Here is a 21,154-nt window from a genome sequence, read left to right on the forward strand (position 1 = left end):
GTGTCAGTCCGGTATCAGTCCGGTATCAGTTCGGTATCAGGCCAATTGCCATCTTTCCGTTAACGCGGGCGATGCAGTGGAGTAGACTCGAACGGTTTTCCAGGCTCGACCTCGCAAGTGCCGGTGATCGACATCGGATTGTGCATTCATTGGCGCGCCGCCCGAAGCGAAGGGGCCGGCCAGGGCTATCGACATGGACTCCAGACAAAGCTCGTTTCCAGCCCTGCCCAAGCCCGACGCCTCCGTATCGGACGGCCGCGTATTGCTGGACGCCGCCTCGTTGAAAGGCCTGCGCAAACAGCACGGCCTGAGCCAGGAAACCCTGGCCGAAGCCTGTCTGAACCGACACCTGTGCGTGTCCATTGCCTCGATCAAGCGCGCCGAAACCGGTAAGCCGGTGCTCTACCGCACGGCCCGTCACCTGGCCACGGCGTTCGATGTCGATGTCAGCGCGCTGCTCGGGCCATCCGCCTCGGCGGCGCTGGTCGATATCGAACAGGCCGTGCTCGCACTGCACGACCAGGCCTTTGCGCAACACGCATTGAACCAGGCCGACGAGACCGTCATCCGATATGTGCTGGAGCTGTCCTTCGGTCTCGATACCCAGGGGCTGAGCGACGAGGTCGAGCGGTTGGTGCGCCAGTTCGGCGGTGTCCCGCTCGGGATGACCCAAGGCGTGGTGATCGCCCAGTTCGGTTCCCCCCAGGCGTACCGCAGTGACAGCGAGCGCGGCTTGCTCTGCGCGCTGGCGCTGAGCCGGGAGGCGTTCGTCAAGCCGGGGCACGCATTGTTGCTGCGGCTGGTGCGCTTGAGTGCCGAAAGCCCGGAGCTGCACACCGAGGCGCTTTCGCTGGCCCACCAGCCGCTGCAGGATCGCTACGGGCATGCGCCGGTGTACGTCGCCCAGAACCTGCTCGAACAGCTGGCCTCACGGTTTGAGTTCTACGCCGCCGACGAGGTGTTTCCCGCCTATCGAAAATGCCGGCGCCCGCGCAGCCTCGACGAAAACGCGCCCCGCCCGCTGGTGGGCCGGGCGATTGAAGTGTTGCAGTTCAAGGGTGTGGTCGAGGCCACCCAGGAATGCCAGGACGGCCATGTGGTGTACGTGCGTGGAATGGCCGGCATCGGCAAGACCCGCCTGGTCAGTGAGTTTGTCGACATCGCCCGACAGAGCGGCTTCGCCTGCCACCGCGGCGATGTGCTGGATTTCGGCATGAACAACAGCCTCTGGCCGCTGGGACAGTTGCTCCACAGCCTGCTCGGCCTCGGGCCGGTTGGCGCGGGTCAGTTGGAGGAGGCATTGTCGCGCCTGAAAGTCGCGGCCGAGCATCGGATGTTTCTTCACGTGTTGACGGGCATTGGCGCGGCCGAACCGCCCGCTCTCTACGCGGCGATGAGCAACCAGGCCCGCACCCAGGGGTTGTTCCAGGCCATGTGTGAGGTGGTGCTGCGCCTTGCGGTGCACCAGCCCCTGCTGATCTGCCTTGAAGACCTGCACTGGGGCGACAGCGCGCTGTTTGCCATGCTGGCCAAGCTGCTCAACGCCACGGACGAGGCGCCGATCGTCTGGCTGCTGACGTCACGCCCCGAAGGCGACCCGCTGGAAAACCAGATCCGCGCCGGCGCCAGCCACCCCATGAGCCTACTGGACATCGCGCCGATCCGCGCCCGCGAAGCCACCGCCCTGGCGGATCAGTTCACCGACGTCGACCCGCGCTATCGGGCCGACTGTGTCACCCGCGCCCAGGGCAACCCGCTGTACCTGACACAACTGTTGTCGAGTGAGGGAGGCGTGTTCCCCGACAGCCTGCGGCACCTGGTCCAGACCCGCTTCGACAAACTCGCCCCCGACCAGCGCCGCGCCTTGCACTACGCCGCCGTCCTGGGCAACCGTTTCGAACTGACGCTCTGGCGCGAAGCCCTGGGCCAGCCCACTTACCTGCCGACGGCGGACATGCGCCAGGGACTGTTGCGCGAGGTCGAGCCGGGAAGCTTCGTGTTCGTCCATGACCTGGTCATGCATTGCCTCTACGACGCCATGCCCACCGCCCTGCGCGAACAACTGCACCGCGACGTGGCACGGCTCTACCGCGAGCGCGACCGGACACTCCACGCCCAGCACCTGCTACGAGGCAACGACCCGGCGGCGTTCGACGCATTGCTGGCGGCCATGGACGAAAAGCGCCTCGCCTGCCAGTACGACAGCGTCCTGGCGCTGGCCCGCCAATGCGCGGCCTTCGACGCGCGCACGCGCCACCACTTCCCGTTCGCCCTGTTGTGCGGCCAGGCTTGTGCCGGCCTCGGCCAGACCGCCGAGGCGCGGGAGCATTTCCAGCAGGCGCTGGCCTTGGCGGTACAGCCCCAAGACCGAATCGACGCCGCCCTCGGCCTCGCGGCCGCCCTCAACACCCTGGATTGCCTGGACGAAGAAGAACGCCTGATCGAAGCCACCCTGCCGATCGCCCGCACGCTGCACGCCCACATCGCCCTCGCACAGTTGCATCAATTGCGCGGCAACATCTACTTCCCCCGTGGCGACTACGCCGAATGCCGCCGGCTGCACGAAGAAGCCTTGTCCTATGCGCGCATCGGTCGCCACCTGGAAAGCGAAGCCAAGGCCCTGAGTGGCATCGGCGATTCCTACTACGCACAAGGCCGGATGCAAACCGCCTACGAAGTCTTCGACCAATGCGTACGCCTGTGCGAACGTCATGGGCTGGTCCACGTGGAAGCGAGCAACCGCAGCGCCCGGGGCTCGGCGCAGCTTTACCTGGGCCAACCCGAACCCGCCTTGCGCGACGCCGCCGACGCCATCGAATGCAGCCGCAAGATCGGCAACCACCGCGCCGAAGTGTTCTCCCGCCTGACCGCCTCCTGGGGCCTGGTCGCAAGCGGCCAGGCCCATGCGGCCGAGCAACAACTGAACGGCGCACTGGAACTGGCCCGCAACCTCGGCGCCAGCCGTTTCGAAGCGATATTGCTCGAAGGCCTGGCGCGCGTGGCGCTGCACCACGGCGATCGCGAGCGAGCACAGGCCCTGATCATCGACGCGGCCGGCCTGGTCGAACGTTTCGAGTTGCAACGCTACATCGGCCCGTGGGTCTACGGCAGCCTGGCGATGATCGTCGACGACTCGCCCCTGAGCGAGCAGGCGCTGTTCAAGGGCGAAGCCCAGCTCACCCAGGCCTGCCTGGCCCACAACGCCCTGCGCTTTCGCGTGGCGGCGGCGGAAACCTGCCTGCTGGCCGGCGATGTTGAACGGGCGACCTGGCAGGCAGAACAGATGGCCGCGCTGCCGCAGGCCTCGTCGTGCGCCTGGGTCAGTCACCATGTGCAGGTGATTGACGGCGCGGGGCGAGCGTTACGCGGCGAGACCATGCCCAAGGGCCTGTGGGAGGACGGACAGCGGCTGGGGTTTGGCAACACGATGCCTCGCTTGAGGGCGTTGCTGGGCTGATGGCCGGGCGGTTTCATCCCCAGCAAACGCGCACTGGACGCCCTGCCATGGCGAGCGCTTTTTGCTTCGCTGTCCGGCTAGGCTCTGTTTGAAAAGTCTTGAGACGAAGGTCAGGCAAGGCGAAAACCGGCGAGGAACGGCCGGGGTCGCGCTCGACTTTACTGGAGTAAATGAGCATTCCGATCGGACTCGCGCACGAGCCGGTTTTCAACGCAGCATGAACGAGTATCAAGGCTTTTCAGACAGAGCCTAAGATAGGGCTGCTGAAAACCATAGGGACGGCAGGCACGATGCAACTCGGTTTCGATCCGCTGATTCATCTCGACTGGAAAACGCCGGGCGCTGAATGCCTGGGGTTGTTCCAGCATTACTATCCCGACATCGCGGTGTTTACCGGAGCGCCATTCGAAGCGTTGCTGGACGAACTGTCCAACGAAATGCCCGAGGTCTGTTTCCAGGCCCTGGCAACGGCGCTGGCGCGCCACGGCTACGACCTGTGGAACCTCGACGACGGTGCTGATGACTACCGGCCCGTCATCGTCCCGACCGAACAGCGCGAAGCGTTTGCCCGGCATTGGCAGGACCGTGCGCCCTTCACCCCGACACGGATCGAGCAGGCTCGCGCCGCCACCCCGCGCAAATCCACGCCAACCAAACGCAAGCCGTTGAACTGGCTGCCTGAGGTCCATGACTATCCCGGGCCCACCTATGTGCACGAATACAACTACCGCAATGGCTGGGCCGGCATTACCGAACAGGACGACGAGCAGTGGCTGTGCTTCCTGATCGACTACAACCCATGGCCGCCCGCCGAACAGGACATGCTCGAACACCGGACCGACCCAGTCGACGGCGCTGACCTGCAGTTGATCGATGCCGACGACCGGCACAGCCTGTGGCGCCGTCAGGTCGAACGGGGTGCCTACAGCGCCGACGACCGCTACATCTACGAGCGTCGCGAAGGCGAAGACGTACAGCCCTTCGGCCCTGCGCAGACACAATGGCCCGCGTTCGAAGAACCCTGCGTGGTGGTCGATGGCCAAGTGTTCGAACGCCAGCGACTGTACGAGCCCGAACACCTGACGCGCATCTGGCGGATCACCGCCGACAGCAGCCAGGTCATTTTCGAGCATTCGGATGAGTTGAGTATCCTGCCCATCGGCCCGCGCCGCTTGCTGTTCATGCAGGACCACGGTACGCAGTGCTGGATCTGGCACCTGGACGCGCCCCACGAGGCCGTCGCCGCTAAACCGATGCCGGCCGACGGCGGCAAACTGCGCGCCGCGACCGCCTACCTCGGGGGCGACGAGATTCTGCTGTTCAGCGAAAGCACGCGGCAGAATGTCGAACACTCGGGTTACCAGGAAACCGTGCTGCTGGCGTGGCGCTTCAACTTCATGACCGGCGCCAGGACCCACGCGTTGCTCGACGGTTTTGGCAGCGAACTGCGCCAGGACACGCGCCTGCTCGTCACCCAGCCCAAGCAGGTCATCACCCTGCGCACCTTCCACGGCACGTTGCACGTTGGCCGCGGACACGGCGACTGGTGGGTGTGGAACTATCAGACCCACACCTTCGGCTCACACACCCTGGCGTGGTTCTGGAACCAGGCCACCCATGAGGTGCTGAAACTATCGACCCGAGACATCCGGCGCATCAAGCCGCACATCCGCTACCTGCCGGCGCAGGATCGGTACCTGGCGTTTGAAACAGCGTTCGTGGCGCGGTTGCCGGTGTTTGCGCAGATGGTCGAGGCCAAGGGCGTTGATGTCCTGGCGTTTGAATGAAAACAAAGGCCCGCGGGGTGAGGGAGCCTGCGCCCTCGCCACCTGTTTTACCCGAATGCGACTACCGCTCAGCCTCCCCCTGTGGATAAACATCGCTGACATTCAATGACAATTGAGCAGCCACCTCATACCCATCGGCCTTGCTGAAATTCAGCTGGAACTCCTGGTAAGCCGGGCCCGCCAGCCAGCGGTCGACCTGCAGGCCTTGGTGCTTGGAGCTTTCACCCGGGGTGAGTTGCCCGAACAGCGGATACCCGGCATCGGCAAAGAGCCGGTCGGCCTCGAACCAGTCCATCTCCTTGTCGAGGCCCACATGGGGCCCGACGGCCGCCCAGGCACCTGGCGTGACCTTCTGGCCGACGTCCAGGAAGATCACCTTGCTCTCTTTCGCGCCGATCAGGAACGGCAGGTTCATCGGCGCCCCTGTGGAATCGAGCAGCTTGGATTTCATGCCGAGGTATTCTCCCCCACCGTTTTCCCTGCGCTCCCAGATCCGCCAATCGATCACGCTTTCGGGGTTGAAGCTGTTGTTGGTGAGGATGATCTTGTAGCGCTGTTTGAAGAGCACGACCGAGGCATCTTTATAGGGTTTGTAGAAGGACACCTTGGTGTGCTCGGCACCGACCCGGATGATGATCGGGGTTTTGCGGCTGGCGACGCTGTCCCGGTATTGCTGGTAGGTGAAGAAAGCTGAAGCGATGGAGACGATCAAGGCCAGTGTGGCAATGGCATCTGTACGGGTGAGGGTTCTGAACCAGTTCATCATGGGGTACGCATCCAGGCGTTCGGGGTGGTTGGGCTGATGGCTTCGCGAGCAGGCTCGCCATCGTCTGCACAATGGCCCATTCCCACAAGTCTTTACGGCTTGGTTTCTGCCTGTTCTCCACTAAGGTGATAGGAGCCCTGCCATTCAACGACCCTGAGGCCGCCATGAGGAACTTCACGATTCAGCACATCGATCACATCGTCCTGCGGGTCAAGGACTTGGAGCGTAGCCTGGCGTTCTATACGTCGGTGCTCGGCTGCGAACTCAGGAAGCGTCGGGATGACCTTGGCATGCTCCATCTCGGCACAGGCGTCTCGATGATCGATCTGGTGGATGTCGAAGGGCCGCTGGGGCGCCCGGGCGGTCCGGCCGCCGATAAGCAGCGCCGTAATGTCGACCACTTCTGCCTGCGCATCGAGCCCTTCGATGAAGCCGCGATCCTCGCGCATCTGGCGTCCAACGGCGTCGAGGCCGAGAAAGCGCAGGTGCGATACGGCGCGCAAGGCCAGGGCCCGTCGATCTACTGCCTCGACCCGGATGGCAACCAGATCGAATTGAAAGGCCCTGCTCAAGAGCCGTAAAAGGCGCCACTCAAGATCCCCCTGCGTCGCCCGGCAGCCGACGGTTTTTCTCCTAGACTTGCAGTGTCTCGTTCTTGAACCACTGCGCCGCCCATCACAACGCAAAGGGAACTTCGCAATGCTCAAACGCCTGTGCAAAACACTCGCCTGCATGCTGGCCGTCAGTGCGCTGGGCACGGCCATGGCGGCCGAACCGATTGTCATCAAGTTCTCCCACGTGGTGGGCGAACAAACGCCCAAGGGCCAGGGCGCACTGCTGTTCAAGCAGTTGGTGGAGGAGCGATTGCCAGGCAAGGTCCGGGTCGAGGTGTACCCCAATTCCACGCTGTATGGCGATGACAAGGAGATGGAAGCCTTGCTGTTGGGGGATGTGCAGATCATTGCCCGGTCACTGGCGAAGTTCGAGCAGTACACCCGGACCGTGCAGTTGTTCGACTTGCCGTTCCTGTTTGACGACATTGCCGCCGTGGACCACTTTCAACTGAGCCCCGAGGGCCAGAAGTTGCTCAAGTCCATGGAAAGCAAGAATGTCACCGGCTTGGCCTATTGGCACAACGGCATGAAGCAGTTGTCGGCCAACAAGCCCTTGCGCAGCCCCGACGATGCCCGTGGCTTGATATTCCGGGTGCAAGTTTCGGCGGTGCTGGAAGAACAGTTCAAGGTATTGGGTGCCAAGGCCCAGAAGATGATTTTTTCGGTGGTTTACCAAGCCTTGCGCACGGGCCTGGTCAACGGCACGGAGAATCCTTATTCGAACTTCTACGACCAGAAACTCCATGAAGTGCAGAAGTACGTCACCGAGACCAACCACGGCGTACTCGACTACATGTTGATCACCACCTCCGACTTCTGGAACAACCTGCCGCCGGACATTCGCAGCGAACTGGACAAGATCGTGGTGGAGGTGACGGCCCATGTGAACCAGGAAGCGGACCGGCTGAATCAGCAGGACAAGCAATATGTGCTCGACGCCAAGACCACCGAGATCATTACCCTCACCCCCGAAGAGCGCAACGCCTGGCGCGAACGGTTGAAGCCGGTGTGGGCGACGTTCGAGAAGGCGATCGGGCCAGACCTGATCAAGGCCGCCGAAGCGTCCAATAAGCCGCAGTAACACCATGGCGAAGGCCCTTCGTCCCCAGCGGCAACGAGCGCCTTCGCCACGGAACAATGCTTGTCCTGTCCAGCCGCAAGGCACAGTGCGCTATGATCCCGGCCTTGCCCTGAACAGAGCCTGCGCCATCCATGTTGCCGTCTTCTGCTGACATTGCCTCTTCCCTGCCCCCTGTGCTGGTCGGTCCGCTGTTGCGGCGCCTGGAACCGACGCGGCTGGTGATGTGGCTGGTGGGCACGCGACCGCTGGCGTTGACGCTGCACATCGACGCAGTGGGCGATCTTGAGCTCGACGGGCCGCGTTGCACCGTGGTGCCGGTGGGGCAGCACGCGTTCGTCCATCTGATTGACGTGCCACTCGACAGCCCCCTGCCCCAGGACGTGCCGATCGATTACGACCTGCGGGTGGATGGCGCCCCGATTGCCGAATGGGCGCCGCACCTGTTGTATGGCGAGGCGCAGTGCCCGAACTTCATGCTGCATTCGCGCATCGAGCAACTGGTCCACGGCTCGTGCCGCAAGCCCCATTACCCGGCCAACGACGGCCTGCTGTGTGTCGACCGGCTGTTGGCACAGGACTCGGCACAACGGCCGGCGTTGCTGATGATGAGCGGCGACCAGGTTTACGCCGATGACGTCGCGGGCCCCATGTTGCGGGCGATCCATGCCTTGATCGAGCGCCTGGGCCTGTTCGAGGAATGCCTGGACGGTGCCGTGGTGCAAGACAGCGCCAGGCTCTACCGGCACCCGGCCAGTTATTACCATCGCGCCGATTTACTGCCGGCCCTGGAGAGCAACGAAACCCTGCGCGAGCGCTTCTTTGGCGGGGCGCGCAAACCGATTTTCACCAGCAGCAGCGCCGACAATCACCTGGTGACGTTCGCCGAGGTCATGGCGATGTACCTGCTGGTGTGGTCGCCGGTGCCCTGGACGCTGATCACCGTGGTGCCGCCCGAGCTGACCCCGGAGCGGCGCCAGCGCTATGACCTGGAACAGCAACGCATCGACGCCTTCAAGGCCGGACTGGGTGGCGTGGCGCGGGTGTTTGCGCACCTGTCGTGCTTGATGATCTTCGACGATCACGACATCACCGACGACTGGAATCTGTCCGCGCAGTGGGAGGAAACGGCCTACGGCCATCCGTTCTCCAAGCGCATCATCGGCAACGCCCTGATCGCCTACATGCTCTGCCAGGGTTGGGGCAATAACCCGGACGCCTTTGCCGACATGCTCCAGCAAACCCTGGCCGTGACCGCCACCGCTCGCGACCGCTACCTCGACAGCGCGCCGCAGGACAAACTGATCGACACACTGCTGGGCTTCCAGCAGTGGCACTACGTGATGCCGAGCACGCCGGCCCTGGTGGTGCTCGACACCCGCACCCGCCGCTGGCGCAGCGAGAACAACCTCAAGCAACCGTCCGGCCTGCTGGATTGGGAAGCCCTGAGCGAGTTGCAACAGGAACTGCTGGACCATCCTTCGGCGATCATCGTCTCGCCGGCGCCGATCTTCGGGGTGAAGCTGATCGAAACCGTGCAACGGGTGTTCAGTTGGTGCGGTTATCCGCTGTTGGTGGATGCGGAAAACTGGATGGCCCATCGCGGTGCGGCCCAAGTGATCCTGAACATTTTCCGACACTCGCGCACACCCGGTAATTACGTGGTGCTGTCAGGCGATGTGCATTATTCCTTCGTCTACGAGGTGCTTATCCCACACCGCAAGGGCGGCCCGCGCATCTGGCAGATCACCAGCAGCGGCATCAAGAATGAGTTCCCGCCGGCGCTGCTGGAATGGTTCGACCGCCTGAACCGCTGGCTCTACGCTCCGCGCTCGCCCCTGAACTGGTTCACCAAGCGCCGCAGCATGCGCATCGTTCCCCATACCCCGGAACATGCCGAGGCCGGCGAGCGCCTGTGGAACTCAGCGGGGATTGGCCAGGTGTTCTTCAATGAACAGGGACAACCGGCACAGATCTACCAACACAACGCCAACGGCAAACCGCCAACCCGCATGCAGGCGCCGAAATCGCCGCCGACTTGAAGCCACTCCCCCTGCGGGAACTTGCCCGCGAAGGGGCCGGTACATCCAACATCGTTGCAAGCTGCCCCTCCGCTTTCGCGGGCAAGCCCGCTCCCACAATGGGTTGTGGCGAACACTAATCCTGCGGCCAACCCGAATAACTGTGGGAGCGGGCTTGCCCGCGAAGGGGCCGGTACGTCCAACATCGTTGCAAGCTGACCCTCCGCTTTCGCGGTGTAGAAACGGACACATCCTTTACAATTGAAACCGGGGACATCCTTTACGTTTCTGTTGGCTTGAAAGGCGGCTTTCGCCGCTTTTCAGCCTACCTAAAAGGTAGCTGCAGAGGTAAACATCCCACACATCATCGTCCACTTCTTTGAGTCCTAGCGCCTCACCGGCCAGAGATTCGCTGACGAAAATCATCTTGCCTTTCCATTTCATCGACCCGTTCTGCCTAACCATACGGATCGTCATGTCCGCCGCGTAATCCGCCTCCGGCACGCGCCCATCGTACTGCCGCTTTGATGGCTCATAGAGGTCCGCAGGAACTTTCATCTCTAGGGCCTTGTGAGGTCGCACGTAATTGAATTCCTGTCGAAACTGTTCGAATGCCAGCTGTTGCTCCACCAGGTTACGTTCAGGTGCATGAAGCAAAGCAGCCTTGAGTGTTCGATGCATGCGTTCGTGACGGCCATTCTGGTCAGGCCGCCCCGGCTGGATTCGCTCCGGATGAATCCCTAAACGTATCCACCACGCGGCCAGACTGGATATGCGTGAAATGCCGGTAGAGGCAAAAGGAGAGCCGTTATCTGTGCGGATTACGTCAGGTAAACCGTACTCCCGAAACGCCCAGTCAAATCCTTCGCGGGCACCGGCAACGCTGCCTTGTGCTCTGCACAGCAATAGAAATCGGCTGACGTGATCGGTAATGGTCAGAGGGTAACAACGTTGGCCGTTCTGAAGCGCGAAGTCACCTTTGAAGTCTGCGGCCCATGTCTGATTAGGCCCAGTGGCGTCACGCAGCGGATTTTTTCCTGCTGGCGGTCGATTGAGGAAACGGCGCTTTTGCACCAGACCTGCTCGCTTAAGCCACTCGCCTGCCGTGCTGACTGTGGGCCAAGACAGGTCTGGATGGTCGATCTTAAGGTTATGCACCAACTTCTCAGGCCCCCAGCTGTGATGCTCGCGCTTGTACGCGATCAGCAGCTCAAGCACCTCGTCGCTGATTTTGAAAGGGCTCGTATGCGGGCGCCGTGACAGCTCCTTTAGCCCATCAATGCCGTGCGCCTCGTAGCGTGCAAGCCATTTGTCCAAAGTGGGTCGGCTGAGCCCGTAGTGACGGGCCAGCTCGCTCTTGGAGTAGATGCCTTGCAGCCAGTCGCCTATGAGTTTGATTCGTTGATCCATCGGGGACTCTCGATTCCAGGGCATGGTCAGGCACCTCCTGACCGTATTTATGCACCTGTAAACGATGTCTCCGGTTTAAAACGTAAAGGATGTCCCCGGTTTCTACCCGGGCAAGCCCGCTCCCACAATGGGTTGTGGCGAACACTAATCCTGCGGCCAACCCGAATAACTGTGGGAGCGGGCTTGCCCGCGAAGGGGCCGGTACGTCCAACATCGTTGCAAGCTGACCCTCCGCTTTCGCGGGCAAGCCCGCTCCCACAATGGGTTGTGGCGAACACTAATCCTGCGGCCAACCCGAATAACTGTGGGAGCGGGCTTGCTCGCGAAGGGGCCGGTACATCCAACATCGTTGCAAGCTGACCCTCCGCTTTCGCGGGCAAGCCCGCTCCCACAATGGGTTGTGGCGAACACTAATCCTGCGGCCAACCCGAATAACTGTGGGAGCGGGCTTGCTCGCGAAGGGGCCGGTACATCCAACATCGTTGCAAGCTGACCCTCCGCTTTCGCGGGCAAGCCCGCTCCCACAATGGTTTGTGGCGAACACTAATCCTGCGGCCAACCCGAATAACTGTGGGAGCGGGCTTGCTCGCGAAGGGGCCGGTACATCCAACATCGCCGCAAGCTGACCCTCCGCTTTCGCGGGCAAGCCCGCTCCCACAATGGGTTGGCGAACACTAATCCTGCGGCCAACCCGAATAACTGTGGGAGCGGGCTTGCCCGCGAAGGGGCCGGTACATCCAACATCGTTGCAAGCTGACCCTCCGCTTTCGCGGGCAAGCCCGCTCCCACAATGGGTTGGTGGCGAAACGCTGATCCTGCGCCCACCCCGCTCCCGCAGTCTTCAGAATGCCAACTGGAGGGTTTGCTGGCCTTCGAGGCTGAGCAGGAACTGTTTGGCGGCCAGGCCGCCGGCGAAACCGGTCAGGCTGCCGGAGCTGCCGATGACGCGGTGGCAGGGGGCGATGATCGAGATCGGGTTGCGCCCGTTGGCCGCGCCCACCGCCCGCACCGCAGTCGGTTGGCCGATCTGGATGGCGATGTCGCGGTAGCTGCGGGTCTGGCCGAAGGGGATGGTCAGCAATGCCTGCCAGACCCGGATCTGGAAGTCGGTGCCGGCAAAATCCAGTTCCAGCTCGAAACGGCTGCGCTGGCCGGCGAAATACTCCGCCAGTTGGCGCTCGGTTTCCTTGAGGGTCGGGTGCTGGCTGTCCTCTTCCAGCGGCCCCAGGCGTACCCGGTTGAGCCGCTCGCTCTCCCACAGGATGGCCGCCAGCTTGCGCTCACGGGCGACGAGGGTCAGTTGGCCGACGGGGGATGGGATGGTTTTGTAGAGGGGTGGCATTGGCGTCATTCCTAACGACTCTGGCTGGCTTTCTGTGGCGAGGGGATTTATCCCCGTTGGGGTGCGGAGCAGCCCTGAAGCCTGCTAACTCGCTGTGTCAAACAGATTACGCTCATTGGGAGGGGGCGCTTCGCACCCCAACGGGGATAAATCCCCTCGCCACAAAAGCCCCTCACCACCGGTGGACCTCATTCACCCCAACAACCCCAACGCCTTCGCCCGCGCCACCGCCTGGGTGCGGCGTTCGACGCCGAGTTTACTGTTGATGTGGCTGGCGTGGGTCTTCACCGTGTGCAGCGAAATAAACAATTGCTCGCTGATTTCCTGGTTCGAGCAGCCCTGGGCGATCAATTGCAGCACCGCGCGCTCGCGGCTGCTGAGGGTCTCGACCGGTGTCGAAGGCTCGGCCGGCAGGGCCACCGCCGACGGCAGGCGTTCGAGCAATTGTTCGCGCACAGGGCCGGGGGCGGCGTGCAGCAGTTGTTCACGCAGCCATTCACGGTGCTCGCCCAGCAGCCATTCGAAGGGCTGCAAGACACCGCCGGCAGCCGCTTCGAACGCCTGGGCCAGGGCCCGCCGCGCTTCGGGTTCGCGGCCAAGCCCAAGCAACAGGGCGACTTTCTGGTTGAGCGCCATCACACTGAGCATTTGCCGGCCGGTCTGCTGACCCTGTTCGAGCAAGGCATTGAGCCGTCCCTCGGCGAGCATCGGCTGGCCACGGATGGATTCGAGCAGCGCCTGTTGCAACTCGACATGCAGCGGCAGTTGCGGATGGAACTCCGGTGGCGCGGCCGCCCGTTCGCCGGTGTAAGTCTGCCCCAGCCGCGACAGCCAGGCCTCGGCCAGGTCGGTACGGCCCTGGGCGAGCCAGAGTTCGCATTTGACCAGGGTGATCATCGCCAGGTAGTAAATCGGGGGCACGTCCCAGATGTGCATCAGGCGCTCGGCTTCGGCCAGTTCGGCGAAGGCCCGGGCGAACTCGCCGTTGTTGCCTTCGATCCGCGCGATCACACAATGACCGAGCAGCACGCTGATGTCGCGACAGGCCCGGGCTTCGGTCAGGCCGGCCTGCAACCGCGTCAACCCAGCCTGGGGTTGCATGCGCAAGGTCAGCAGGAAACCTTCGTACAGGGTCAGCCGCGCCCGCACCGCGTAAAGCCGTTGCGGCGACAGCGCGTGCAAGCGTTGCAACCCTTGATGCACTTCATCCAGCGCCCGCTGGATCTCGCCGCGGGCTTGCAGGACCCTGGCGCGATCGTAATGGGCCAGGGCCTCGAACAGCGGATTGCCGACCCGCTGCGCCAGCTCCAGGGAATCACGATTCAGGCCACGGGCGCGCCACAGGTCGCCGTCGGCAATCGCCAGGTTCGACATGGTGGACAGGCACATCAGGCGTTGGCCATAGCGCTTTTGCGGCAGGCTTTCCAGCGCTTCGCTGCAATAGCGCACAGTGGCTTCGCGATCGCCGCGGCCGCGGGCAACGATCCCGCTCAGGGCCAACCATTGGGCGAGCATGGATTTTTGCGCGGTGGCCGAAGGCGCCGGCAGGAAGCGGCTCAGGTGCGCCGCCAACTCTTCGGCGGCGTCCAGTTGGCAGGCCAGCCCCAGCGCCCAGCTGTAGAGCACGATCAGTCGCGGGGTGCTGATGAGCAGGCTGTCGGGCAGGTCCATTTTCCAGCGCAACAACATGCCGACGTTCTGCTCGGCCAGCAGTTGCTCCTCCGAGAGGTTCTGCACCAGGTTCGCCGCCACGTCCAGGTGCCCGGCCCGCAGGGCCTGCTCCACCGCTTCGTCGATCAGGCCCTGGGCATTGAACCAGCGACAGGCGCGCAGGTGCAGGGTCGCGGCCGGGACCATGGCCGGCGCACTGGGACGGCTACGCAACAGGTCGGAAAACAGGTGGTGATAGCGGTACCAATGACCATGCTCGTCCAGCGGCACCAGGAACACTTGGTGGGACGCCAGATAGCGCAGGATCTCGGCGCTGTCATGGGCTTCGCGCACCGCGTCGCACAACGCACTGCAAAAGCGCTCCTGGGGGGCGGTGTCGTAGAGAAATGCCTGCACCTCGGCCGGCAGGCAGTCGATGACTTCTTCGAGGAGGTAATCGCGGATCAGCCCTTCCCCGCCGTGCAGGGACTGCGGCAGCAGGCCTTCGGTGCCGGCCTCGGCGGCGGCCAGCAGCCAGAAACGCAACCCGGCCACCCAACCTTCGCTGCGCTGGATGAGATTGTCCAACGCCTCGCCGCGCAACGAACTGCTGTGATGCTGGAGCAGGGTCTGGGCTTCTTCATGGGTCAGGCGCAGGTCCTGTTCGCTCAGTTCGAGCAGTTGCCGCGACAGGCGCAGGCGCGCCAGGTGCCAGTCCGGCCGCTGGCGGCTGGTGACCAGCACCAACAGGCCTTCGGGCAGATGGTTGAGGAAAAATTGCAGGCAACGATCCAGCACCGGGCCTTGGGCCAGGTGATAGTCGTCGAGTACAAGCAGCAATGGGTCGCGCGCTGAAAGATGGCTGGACAGCTCGTCCAGCAGGCCATCGAGCCACTCTTCAAAGGCAAAGGGTTGATGCCGCTGGCGCATCTTCAACAGCCCCAGCGCCCGACGGCCCAACTGCGGGAAGAATGCCTGGAGCCCTTCGAGCAGCCGCTCCAGGAAACGCCCCGGGTCGTTATCCCGGGCGCTCAACCCCAGCCAGAGGCTTTGCCAATGGGCCGGCAGGCTCTGGCAGAACTCCACCGCCAGGGAGCTTTTGCCGAACCCCGCCGGGGCGCTCACCAACAACAGCCGGCCGCCAAGCCCCGCACTCAAACGCTCGCACAACCGCGGCCGCACGACGTGGCCATCGGGCAAGGGCGGGCGGTAGAAACGCCCGTCCTGGACCGCGATGGCTGCGCGGGCAGAATCCGGAAGTGAAGACAAATCAGTCATGGCCGACTCTTGTTGAAAGGCGGATGGCGGCGTTGCAGATGTCCGCAGACTAGCGGTAAACGAGGAGGTATTGAAGGGAGTGCTACAAATGGCTACAAAAAGACTACAAGTCAATTCACCCTGAAAAACGCGCCAGACATCCCTTCCGTGGCGAGGGAGCTTGCTCCCGCTGGACCGCGAAGCAAAGTGCTCAGGTGCCAGGTAAACAAGGCGGTTGCCTTGGAGTTGCTGCGCAACCCAGCGGGAGCAGCTCCCTCGCCACAGGACTTTGTGTTCGGAAAAAAAAACGCCCCGAACCAGGTCGGGGCGTTTCTTCGAGGATGCGGCCTCGGGTAAAGCGGTTTTTAGCGAATGCCGTCCTGACGCAGTGCGTTCGGGGTGAAGTCGGCCGTGCTGGCGGTGAAGCCGAAGTCGTAGGCCTGTTTCTCTTCGTTCTTCATGCCCAGCGCCAGGTAGCGGCCGGACTGCAGGTCGTAGAGGGTTTCCAGGGCATACCACGGCACTTGCTTGTCGTAGTAGTTCTCGGCATGGGCCTCGGCCACGCGCCACAGTTGGCCACGACCGTCGTAATGGTCGATGACCGCGGCTTGCCAGGTGTCTTCGTCGATGAAGAAGTCACGCTTGGCGTAGATGTGGCGCTGGCCTTCCTTCAGGGTCGCGGTCACGTGCCAAACACGGCGCAGCTCGTAGCGGGTCAGGTCCTGGTTGATGTGGCCAGCCTTGAGGATGTCGGCGTACTTGAGTTGCGGCGAATCGATCTTGTAGCTGTTGGCGGCGATATACAGCTCTTTCTTGCCTTCCAGCTTCCAGTCGTAGCGATCCGGCGCGCCGTTGTACATGTCCAGGTTGTCGGAGGTACGCAGGCCGTCGGCGGCAGTACCCGGACCGTCATAGGACACCTGCGGCGCACGGCGCACACGGCGTTGGCCGGCGTTGTAGACCCACGCCGAACGCGGCTCCTTCACCTGGTCGAGGGTTTCGTGCACCAGCAGTACGCCACCGGCCAGGCGCGCCGGCGCGGTCACTTGCTGCTTGAAGTAGAACAGGATGTTGCCAGGATTGGCCGGATCGAAATCCTTCATCTTGTCGCGGAACACGAACTGGTCGCGGAAGTACACCAGGCTGTAGGAGCCGTTGGGTTGCGGCGTGGCCTGGGTCACCAGGCGCGTCACGCTGCCGCCGCGATAGCGGGTGATGTGGTTCCAGATCACTTCCACACCGCTCTGGGGATCGGGAACGGGATGGCCGTCTCGAAGTTTTCCAGGCCGTTGCCGCCGGACACCAGCTTGGTGTTCACAGCGTTTTTCTTGATCGAGGCATACACCTCGTCCGGCACCGTGGCACCACGATGGGTCGGGTAGACCGGCATCTTGAAGCTTTCCGGGTAGCGCTTGAACATCGCGTACTGGCCCGGCGCGAGCTTGTCCTTGTACTGCTCGACGTTCTGCGCGGTGATAGTGAACAGGGGTTTCTCACTGGCGTACGGGTCGGCGAGGAAACCCTTGCTGTCGACGGCGCCGGCATTCTTGGCCATGGGTTTCCAGGCCGAGATCGAACCATCGGCATTGCCGGCCATCTCGGCGCCCATCGGCGTCAGGCTCTTGCCCAGTTTGTCGGCTTCGGCGGCAGGCACTGCCGCCATGACGCTGGCGGCCAGCAGGGACAGTCCCAAAACGCCGACCTGCAACAGACTCTTTGTTTTTTTCATAGTGTGTCGTCCTGAAATACGGTGCTTAGAAGGTCACGCCGACGCTGAGCGCCAGGAAGTCGCGATCGTCCACGGTGCTGAAATCGCCACCAAAGAAGTTGGTGTAGGCCAGGCTCGCGTTGTAGGTGTTCTGGTATTCGGCATCCAGCCCGAGGCTGACGGCCTTGCGGCCTTCCTCGAAGTTGCCGCCAGGGCCTGGCGAGTAGCCTTTGACGTCGTGGGACCAGGCCACGTTGGGCTTGAGGTTCACCCCGGCGAAGACGTCCGGGTATTCCCAGATGGCGCGCGCGCGGTAGCCCCAGGACGTGGAGGTGGTGAAGCCGTCGTTGTTGCAGTTGCTGTTCACGTTACCAATGGTCTGGCCGCCACCTGTTGCCGTCGAGGTGTTGAGCGAGTTACAGAAGTCATTGGGCAGTTTGCCCGGACCGAACACCGGGTCACGGCCGTAGCGCGCGTCGGATTTGCTTTCCAGGCCCCCCACGTGGGTGACACCGATTTCGCCCACCAGGGTCAGGCGGCTGGCACCCATGACCTGATCGAGGAAGTGGGTGAAGGTGGTCTGGAATTGCGTGATCTCTTTACGGCTATAGCCATGCAGGTCCTGGCCCGGCGTGCCCTGGAGCACCGATGCATTGCCAAACCCGGGAAGTGGTGTCACGCCGGCGAAGAGAATGTCGGTGGTGCTCAGTTGCACCGGTGCATTCGGGCGGTAGCTCAGTTCACCGCTCCAGGCCGTGCCGGTGGGCAGCGTCGTGGAGAAGCTCAAGCCGTACAAGCGGATGTCTTCCGGGTACTCGACGAAATAGTTGGAATTACCCGCCACGATCAGCGGGCGCAGTGCCGCGATGGGCCCCGCGGTATAGAACTGTGGCGCAGCACCCTGGGCGCTGAAAATCGGCGCACGGCTGTGGTAGTTCATGAAGTAGGCACCGAACTCGGTGTCCAGCGGTTCGAACATGTACTTCAACGATGCGCCCCATTGGCCGCTGTCGCGTGCGTCGCGGTCCGGGCCACGGCGCACCAGCACGCCTTCTTCGTTGATATCGACGCCCTGGCCTTCCAATATCGGTAGAACAAGACCCGGGAGCGGAACGCTCGAACGCTTGTTCAACACCCGCAGGTTGTTGTCGCACCCATCGGCAATCACATCCGGCTGAGAGAAGAACGTGCCGCAGTTATCGACCACGGTCTGGTCCCATTCCAACTGGTAGAACGCCTCGGCCGAGAGGTTGTCGGTCAGGCTCTGGGACACGTAGAACATGTTGACCGGGATCAGGCCTTCCTTGATCTCGGCACCAGGACGACGGAACGCAGACACGTCGACCGGGTTGATGGAGTTGATGCCGCCCTGGATGAAGGTGCTTTCGCCCCAACTGACGACCTGCTTGCCCAGGCGGACCGAGCCCGGCTGATCGGCGATCGCATAGTTGTGGTAGACGAACGCGTCGAGGATCTGCCCGCCGGAGGACTTGGCGCCTTCCTTGCGGTTGTTGTCGCTGATGTCCTTGTACAGGCGGCTTTCGTCCTTGAGTTCGAAGTCGTACCAGTACTTGCCACGTACGAACACGCCGGTATCGCCGTATTTCAGCTCCAGGTCATGGATGCCCTTGAAGATCTTCGAGAAGGTTTCCCCACGCTTGAAGTTCAGGTGGCCGTCATCGGAGGTCTGGGACAGGCCCTTGCCGCCGTTGTTGACGCCGATCAGGTCCTTGTTGGGCTTGGCCGTGGACCAGCTCGCGCCGACCGACAGGGACGAGTCGAACTGGCCTTCGATTTCACCGATGTTGAAGCTGACGCCGAAGGCTGGCCCGGCGAGCGAAGAGGCGAGACTGACCGCCAGAGGCAATTTTGCCCGGCGCCAGAACGTGGTTGCTGAGGTCATCGACGCTACTCCATTGCATTATTGTTATGGCAGTGGTTATCCAGGAACACCCCAACGACTGGGAGCGGCAGCGTCCCGACATCCGTCGAAGTCGCATCACCCTTTCGTGCGTGCGCCCCGTTCCTGAAAAATCCGTCAACGGACTATAGCCAGCAGGTAGTACGGCTTGATCCCTCTAAAGTGTGATTTGCAGCCCCGACCACTCTGGAACAGTCCTTTCGCCAGGCCGACAGGTGTCGGCACGGCAAGGATGGCTGAAATTTGCGGTTTGACAAGGCAAGCGCTTGCTTGGTGGGGCTGCCGTGCCCTTCCGGGCACGGTAAAAAGGCTCAAAGCGTCGAGAGGAAAGTGCTGTTGTTGCTCTGCCATTCGGTGATATCGACGCGGATGCGCTTCTTGTCGAGCTTGCCGACGCTGGTCTTGGGAATTTCAGTAACAAGAGCGATCTGGCTCGGGATCGCCCACTTGCTCAAGTGCCCCAGTTCGACGAACGGCTTGAGGTGTTCCTTGAGCTCGCGCGCCCCGATCTGATGCCCTTCGCGAATCACCAGCAAGGCAAACGGACGCTCGCCCCACTGTGGATCGGGGACGCCGACGACTGCTACTTCGCGTACCGCCACGTGACGGCTGATGAGGTCTTCCAGGTCCAGGGACGAGATCCATTCGCCACCGGTCTTGATCACGTCCTTGATCCGATCGCGGATGTCGATCACGCCCATGCTGTCGAGCGTGGCGACGTCACCGGTGTGCAGCCAACCGCCCGCCCAGAGCTCGGCGCCCTTCTGCGGCTCGTTGAAGTAGCCTTCGGTGAGCCACGGCGCACGCAGCACCAGTTCGCCCTGGGTCTCGCCGTCGGCAGGCAGGAAGCGGCCCTCGGCATCGATAATCGCCGCCTCCACCAGCGGCCCCGGCACGCCGGCCTTGATCCGGTAGGTGGTGCGCTCGTCCTCGCTGCCCGCGAGCAATTCTGCGTTGAGGTGCGCGCAGGAAACCAGCGGGCCGGTTTCCGACATGCCATAGGCGGCGGTGAGCTGGATCCCCCTGGCCTTGGCCGTTTCGTAGAGGCTGCGGTTCAGGGCGCTGCCACCGATGACGATTTTCCAACCGCCGAAATCGGTGCCCTGGGCGCCCTTGGCGTTGAGGAGCATCTGCAGGATGGTCGGCACGCAATGGGAAAAGGTGACCTTTTCCTTGCGCCACAGCTGCACGAGGAGTTCAGGGTCGTAGCGGCCCGGATAGACCTGCTTGAGGCCGAGCATGGTCGCCACGTACGGCAGCCCCCAGGCATGTACATGGAACATCGGCGTGATCGGCATGTAGACGTCATTGGTGCCCAGCAACCGCACGCTGTCGATGGACCCCATGATGGTCGCCACGCCCATGGTGTGCAGCACCAGTTGCCGGTGGGTGAAGTACACCCCTTGGGGTTGCCGGTGGTGCCGGTGGTGTAGAACGTGGTGGCGACGGAGTTTTCGTCGAAGTCCTGGAAGTCATGGGTGGGGCTGGCGGCGGCCAGCAACTGCTCGTACTCGCCCACCAGGTTCGGCAGCTCGGCGGTTTTTTCCGGCAGGTCGGTGAGCAGCAGGGTCTTCTCGACCGTGGTCAGGTGCCCGGCAATGGCCTGGTACAGGCCGACGAACTCGCTGTTGACCAGCACGAAGCGGTCCTCGGCGTGGTTCATGGTGTAGAGGATCTGCTCCGGCGACAGACGCACGTTGATGGTGTGGATCACGGCCCCGATCATCGGGATGGCGAACATGCACTCCAGGTAGCGATGGCTGTCCCAGTCCATCACCGCCACGGTATCGCCCGCCTTGACCCCGGCCTCGGTCAGGACATTGGCCAGGCGCGCGACCCGTTCGATCAGCGTCGGGTAGCTGTAGCGCAACTGGTCACGGTAGATGATCTCGCGGGTTTTCTCATAACGGGCACCGGACATCAGCAGTCGTTTGATCAGCAACGGATATTGATAAGCGCCTTCGGCTGGGGGAATAACGCGAGTCTGCAACATGGGAGTCCCTTTTCTGACTGCACGGTCTTGGCTGGAGGTAAGCACTCTAGAGGGCTTATACACCGACCAAATCAGCCAAAGGAATGATTTGATCGGGCCATGAATGCTAGCCTTGAGCCAGCTAGCACTCGGTTCCCGGGCCATTTGTAC

The 21,154-nt window shown here is 62.7% G+C and carries 11 protein-coding genes and 2 pseudogenes; 5 read left to right on the plus strand and 8 right to left on the minus strand.

The features are described 5' to 3' along the window. Positions 1–193: 193 nt before the first annotated feature. Together KI241_RS22410 and KI241_RS22415 are read left to right on the plus strand one after the other, a co-directional pair. Positions 194–3,457, plus strand: coding sequence for an AAA family ATPase (locus tag KI241_RS22410; RefSeq protein WP_212803021.1), 3,264 nt, complete (start codon positions 194–196; stop codon positions 3,455–3,457). 290 nt (positions 3,458–3,747) lie between these two features. Further along, positions 3,748–5,244 (plus strand): hypothetical protein, encoded by a 1,497-nt coding sequence (locus KI241_RS22415; RefSeq protein WP_212803022.1) that lies wholly within the window; start codon positions 3,748–3,750, stop codon positions 5,242–5,244. 61 nt (positions 5,245–5,305) lie between these two features. Here the strand turns inward: KI241_RS22415 and KI241_RS22420 are convergent, their stop codons facing one another. Continuing rightward, positions 5,306–6,010: a hypothetical protein gene (locus tag KI241_RS22420; protein ID WP_123579910.1), complete on the minus strand. Its 705-nt coding sequence runs from the start codon at positions 6,008–6,010 to the stop codon at positions 5,306–5,308. A gap of 164 nt (positions 6,011–6,174) precedes the next feature. On the opposite strand from KI241_RS22420, the gene KI241_RS22425 reads away from it, so the two are divergent. From KI241_RS22425 to KI241_RS22435, 3 genes are all read left to right on the plus strand, one after another. Next, a complete protein-coding gene (locus KI241_RS22425; protein ID WP_123579911.1) occupies positions 6,175–6,591 on the plus strand; it encodes a VOC family protein in 417 nt (138 codons plus the stop codon). A gap of 118 nt (positions 6,592–6,709) precedes the next feature. Then, complete coding sequence (locus KI241_RS22430) at positions 6,710–7,705, plus strand: TRAP transporter substrate-binding protein (protein WP_123579912.1); 996 nt, start codon at positions 6,710–6,712, stop codon at positions 7,703–7,705. Between the two features lie 131 nt (positions 7,706–7,836). Further along, entirely contained in the window at positions 7,837–9,744 is a 1,908-nt protein-coding gene (locus KI241_RS22435; RefSeq protein WP_123579913.1) for an alkaline phosphatase D family protein, read from the plus strand. A gap of 234 nt (positions 9,745–9,978) precedes the next feature. On the opposite strand, the gene KI241_RS22440 is transcribed toward KI241_RS22435, so the two are convergent. The 7 genes and pseudogenes from KI241_RS22440 to KI241_RS27890 form a co-directional block, all read right to left on the minus strand. Further along, positions 9,979–11,133 carry an integrase core domain-containing protein gene (locus KI241_RS22440; protein ID WP_244868241.1) on the minus strand — a complete coding sequence of 385 codons (1,155 nt, stop codon included), beginning with the start codon at positions 11,131–11,133 and terminating at the stop codon, positions 9,979–9,981. An 841-nt stretch (positions 11,134–11,974) separates the two neighbouring features. Next, positions 11,975–12,475, minus strand: a complete 501-nt coding sequence (locus tag KI241_RS22445; RefSeq protein ID WP_047735953.1) for a methylated-DNA--[protein]-cysteine S-methyltransferase — start codon at positions 12,473–12,475, stop codon at positions 11,975–11,977. A gap of 192 nt (positions 12,476–12,667) precedes the next feature. Beyond that, the gene (locus tag KI241_RS22450; protein ID WP_123579877.1) at positions 12,668–15,403 is read right to left on the minus strand and encodes a LuxR C-terminal-related transcriptional regulator; all 2,736 of its coding nucleotides are present in this window, start codon (positions 15,401–15,403) and stop codon (positions 12,668–12,670) included. Between the two features lie 344 nt (positions 15,404–15,747). After that, positions 15,748–17,111 (minus strand): annotated as a pseudogene (locus KI241_RS22455) (DUF1329 domain-containing protein). A 25-nt stretch (positions 17,112–17,136) separates the two neighbouring features. Next, positions 17,137–18,993: a DUF1302 domain-containing protein gene (locus tag KI241_RS22460; protein ID WP_123579879.1), complete on the minus strand. Its 1,857-nt coding sequence runs from the start codon at positions 18,991–18,993 to the stop codon at positions 17,137–17,139. A gap of 329 nt (positions 18,994–19,322) precedes the next feature. Next, positions 19,323–20,375, minus strand: coding sequence for an AMP-binding protein (locus KI241_RS27885; RefSeq protein WP_244868301.1), 1,053 nt, complete (start codon positions 20,373–20,375; stop codon positions 19,323–19,325). Between the two features lie 2 nt (positions 20,376–20,377). Then, a pseudogene (locus KI241_RS27890) lies at positions 20,378–21,148 on the minus strand (AMP-binding protein); the annotation flags it as partial. Between the last annotated feature and the right edge of the window lie 6 nt (positions 21,149–21,154).

Source organism: Pseudomonas sp. Cab53 (assembly GCF_018325965.1).
Lineage (GTDB): Bacteria > Pseudomonadota > Gammaproteobacteria > Pseudomonadales > Pseudomonadaceae > Aquipseudomonas > Aquipseudomonas chlororaphis_E.

What these genes read in the sequence shown, in the direction of transcription:
- KI241_RS22410 (WP_212803021.1), top strand. Translation starts at nt 194, where the DNA reads ATGGACTCCAGACAAAGCTCGTTTCCAGCCCTGCCCAAGCCCGACGCC.
- KI241_RS22415 (WP_212803022.1), top strand. Translation starts at nt 3,748, where the DNA reads ATGCAACTCGGTTTCGATCCGCTGATTCATCTCGACTGGAAAACGCCG.
- KI241_RS22420 (WP_123579910.1), bottom strand. Translation starts at nt 6,010, where the DNA reads ATGATGAACTGGTTCAGAACCCTCACCCGTACAGATGCCATTGCCACA.
- KI241_RS22425 (WP_123579911.1), top strand. Translation starts at nt 6,175, where the DNA reads ATGAGGAACTTCACGATTCAGCACATCGATCACATCGTCCTGCGGGTC.
- KI241_RS22430 (WP_123579912.1), top strand. Translation starts at nt 6,710, where the DNA reads ATGCTCAAACGCCTGTGCAAAACACTCGCCTGCATGCTGGCCGTCAGT.
- KI241_RS22435 (WP_123579913.1), top strand. Translation starts at nt 7,837, where the DNA reads ATGTTGCCGTCTTCTGCTGACATTGCCTCTTCCCTGCCCCCTGTGCTG.
- KI241_RS22440 (WP_244868241.1), bottom strand. Translation starts at nt 11,133, where the DNA reads ATGGATCAACGAATCAAACTCATAGGCGACTGGCTGCAAGGCATCTAC.
- KI241_RS22445 (WP_047735953.1), bottom strand. Translation starts at nt 12,475, where the DNA reads ATGCCACCCCTCTACAAAACCATCCCATCCCCCGTCGGCCAACTGACC.
- KI241_RS22450 (WP_123579877.1), bottom strand. Translation starts at nt 15,403, where the DNA reads ATGACTGATTTGTCTTCACTTCCGGATTCTGCCCGCGCAGCCATCGCG.
- KI241_RS22460 (WP_123579879.1), bottom strand. Translation starts at nt 18,993, where the DNA reads ATGACCTCAGCAACCACGTTCTGGCGCCGGGCAAAATTGCCTCTGGCG.
- KI241_RS27885 (WP_244868301.1), bottom strand. Translation starts at nt 20,375, where the DNA reads ATGGGCGTGGCGACCATCATGGGGTCCATCGACAGCGTGCGGTTGCTG.